General features: G+C 55.7%; 2 protein-coding genes. One reads left to right on the forward strand and one right to left on the reverse strand.

The features are described from left to right. Positions 1 to 99 precede the first annotated feature (99 nt). A complete protein-coding gene (locus H5U08_RS14005; RefSeq protein ID WP_297034301.1) occupies positions 100 to 2,406 on the reverse strand; it encodes a hypothetical protein in 2,307 nt (768 codons plus the stop codon). Between the two features lie 95 nt (positions 2,407 to 2,501). Here H5U08_RS14005 and H5U08_RS14010 point away from each other — a divergent pair. Further along, positions 2,502 to 3,134, forward strand: a 633-nt coding sequence (locus H5U08_RS14010) for a dihydrodipicolinate synthase family protein (RefSeq protein WP_297034304.1), incomplete at its 3' end; no start/stop codon positions are given.

The following is a 3,134-nucleotide window of genomic DNA, read 5'->3' on the forward strand; positions in this document are numbered from 1 at the left end:
ATCGGCAAAGTTTTCCAAAAACTTGGTGGAAATTTCCCTGCTCACCAGCCGAAGGAGCCAAAATAACCTATTCCTGCGGGACAGAACGACCAGATTGGGCTATTTGACGAGGAAAAGTTGGTTAGGCGTGCCTGGTGGCATGAGGACAGGAACCAGGATACCCGCGGTGACAAGCTCGCGGAATTGCGAGGGCTGCACAAAGTCGGTGAATCCGTAGTTGCCCGGGGAGCGATAACGGGCAATCTCAAGCCAATTCACATAAACATAAGCAATTTTATGCATTTTTAACTCGCGTTGAATTTCTTCGGCGCTTTTGCCGCGCGTCATACGCTCCCAGGGCTGGTCGTCAAAGCAGGTGGCATACAGGACGGGCATCCTCAGGTCAAACACGGCCGCCTCCCCAACCGCTAGTAACCTGACATCCCGAGGGAGTCGGGAATAAAGCCCATTGAGCAACACGTGTTCCTGGCCTATACGCCCCGGGTCGTTCCATAATTCAGCGAGAGGCGCGAGAAAACGGTTGTAGACTGCGGCACCACTTGTGACGACAAGCAAACTCCACAGAATCGCTGCGAGAACAACCAAACGTCCGAGCCACCGCAAGCGGAGTTCGCCTAAAGTCACAAAGCCGGGACCACACAACACGCACAAGAATGGCAACAGAGGAAGCCAGAAACGATCGATCCGGTGAGTAAAGCACCACCAGATCAGAAAGATCCATCCGGTCTGGAGGAGCATGCTAAGGGCGAGTTTGTTACGTCGCAGTCTCACGGCTCCCACGATCGCAAACGGAACGACAAGCGCTCCCTGCCAGTCGCTTGTAAGAATGACTCTGAACACGTCCCTGGCCAAAGCCAACCCCGAAAAGCCAGGAGGACTGTGCACACGGTGCCAGCGCGCCGCTTTGGCGGCATCCCAGTTAACTCCATCAAGCAAAGCGTATCCCAGGGGATAAATGGGGTTACCCGTCAGAACGGCGTTTTTGGCGTACCAGCCCCCGCCTGCCAGACCGAGGCCGATGATGAAAAGGGCGATGCCCATGATCAGCGTCTTAGCGCTCCGTGTATTTTTCCACAGGAATTGACCGGCCAGAATTCCCATCGGCACAGCGCCGTACACGAGACCCGTGTATTTGATCGCAGCAATTGCGCCCGCCAGCAAACCCGCGGCAAACATGGCGGACAATTGGGGGATTTGGATCGAACTGACCTGTGCGGCGACGTCGCCAGGTGGTTCGCAACCGCTTTTTGCCTGGCTGCGCGGCAGCAGGGGCTGGACGCCACTTTCCCGTAACTTGCTTAAGCCAAGCGTTTCCCAGATCAACACGAACCCCGCGAAAACCATCACGGCGAGTGCGATGTCCACAAGTCCCGCGGCAGACACGGATATCACCCAGGGCGTGGTGATGAATATGGCGGCTGCGGCCAGCCCGGCGGCCGAACCGAAATAACGGCGGCTAAAAGCCAGCACCAACCAGGCGCCAACCAAGGCGTAAAGGCCGGTGATCAGTTTCCCAGCCAGCGCCCCTGTCCAAATATCGCCCAACAGCACCATTGCACCGAGGCTGTGCATCTCGGCGCCGAGCGGCATATTGGCGTAAACATTGTGCGGAAGAAAAGTAACGGCACCAATCTGAAAAAACTCTTTCGGCGCCTGGAGATGGTATTCCCGCACGTCGAAGTCCGTGGGGGGTAAAACCGCTGCCAGTAGCAGCAGTGTTCCGAACACGATCAGTGCTCCAGTAAAAATCAACCTGTCGGGGAGGGTTGACGCATCGCCCGAGTCTTTTCCGCACGTCGGGATTGATTTGCCGGAAAGCACGAACCACTTTAAGCCCGCTCCCCTGGAATTCCATACTTTCTGCGCAAAGAGTTTCCGCACAAGCGTCCAAGTGGCTACAGCGAGAGGGATTGCCACCCAGAAGCGCAACAGCCAGCGCGTCCAACCTAATCCGGCGAGGCCAGTGATCAGGATGAGATGGGATGAAACCGTAAGCCCCATCAAAACGGCGAGCGGGCCTTTTTCTCCCCGGGTGAACTGCTTGTCGACCTTGAGTTGCGAAAGCAGCCATTGTCCCCACCAAAATGCCGAGAAAAGCATGATAAATGCTGTAGCCAGGGCAGGAATCCGGTCTCCCAGGGCTATTTCCCCGTGTGACCCGGCCCACTGAGAGACAATCTGATCAAGCAGAAGCAGCAGCGGAAAAATCTCGAAGCGGCGCACGGGACGCTGGAAAGCCTGGGAGAGTGGCCGCCATTCGCATGCATAAAAAGCTATGGTATAAGCTACAATTGCGAGAATGACGGATCCGCGAATGGCCCAGGCACGGAAGGCCGCATGGTCCCCCCAACGGAACGTCGCATAGTCGCGATGAAGCGTGCCTCGCTTGGGTCCTGTCTTTTTCATTCCGTCAACAAAACAGGTAAAATCGGGTTTTTCGGCACGTGCATTGAATCCCCTGATACTTTCCCAGGGTAGCATGCAGACGAGGCGTCTTCACCATGGCACAGGCAAAAATCGAGGGCATATTTACGCCGAATATGGTTCCCTTGGATGATCACGGGAACATCTGCGAGTCCGAACTGCGCAGATACATTGATTGGCTCATCGAACGCGGAGTTCACGGGTTGTACCCGAACGGATCGACGGGGGAATTTGTGCGTTTCACACCCGAAGAAAGACGCCGCATCATCGAGATCACGGTGGATCAGGTGGCTGGCCGGGTCCCTATTTTGGCGGGGGCAGCCGAGGCCAACGTCAAAGAGACGATCGCCACGTGTGAGTACTACGCTCAGCTCGGTGTGCGCGCCGTAGCGATTGTGTGTCCGTATTACTATCGCGTCAGCGTGGAGAATATTTACGCGTATTTCTCAGAAATTGCCAGACACAGCCCTGTTGATATCACAATCTACAACATTCCCTGGCTCGCGTCCCCACTCGATCTTGACACAATTGTTCGGTTAGCTGAAGAACAGCCGCGTATCGTGGCGATTAAGGATTCATCAGGCGATCTCCCGCAGATGATGCGAATGCTTGCTGCTATTCGTCCGAGACGACCGGACTTCAGCTTTTTGACAGGTTGGGATGCCGTGCTTTTTCCCATGCTTCTGGTGGGATGTGATGGCGGCACGAAC

Source organism: Thermogutta sp., from assembly GCF_014359955.1.
Taxonomy (GTDB): domain Bacteria; phylum Planctomycetota; class Planctomycetia; order Pirellulales; family Thermoguttaceae; genus Thermogutta.

What these genes read in the sequence shown, in the direction of transcription:
- H5U08_RS14005 (WP_297034301.1), bottom strand. Translation starts at nt 2,406, where the DNA reads ATGAAAAAGACAGGACCCAAGCGAGGCACGCTTCATCGCGACTATGCG.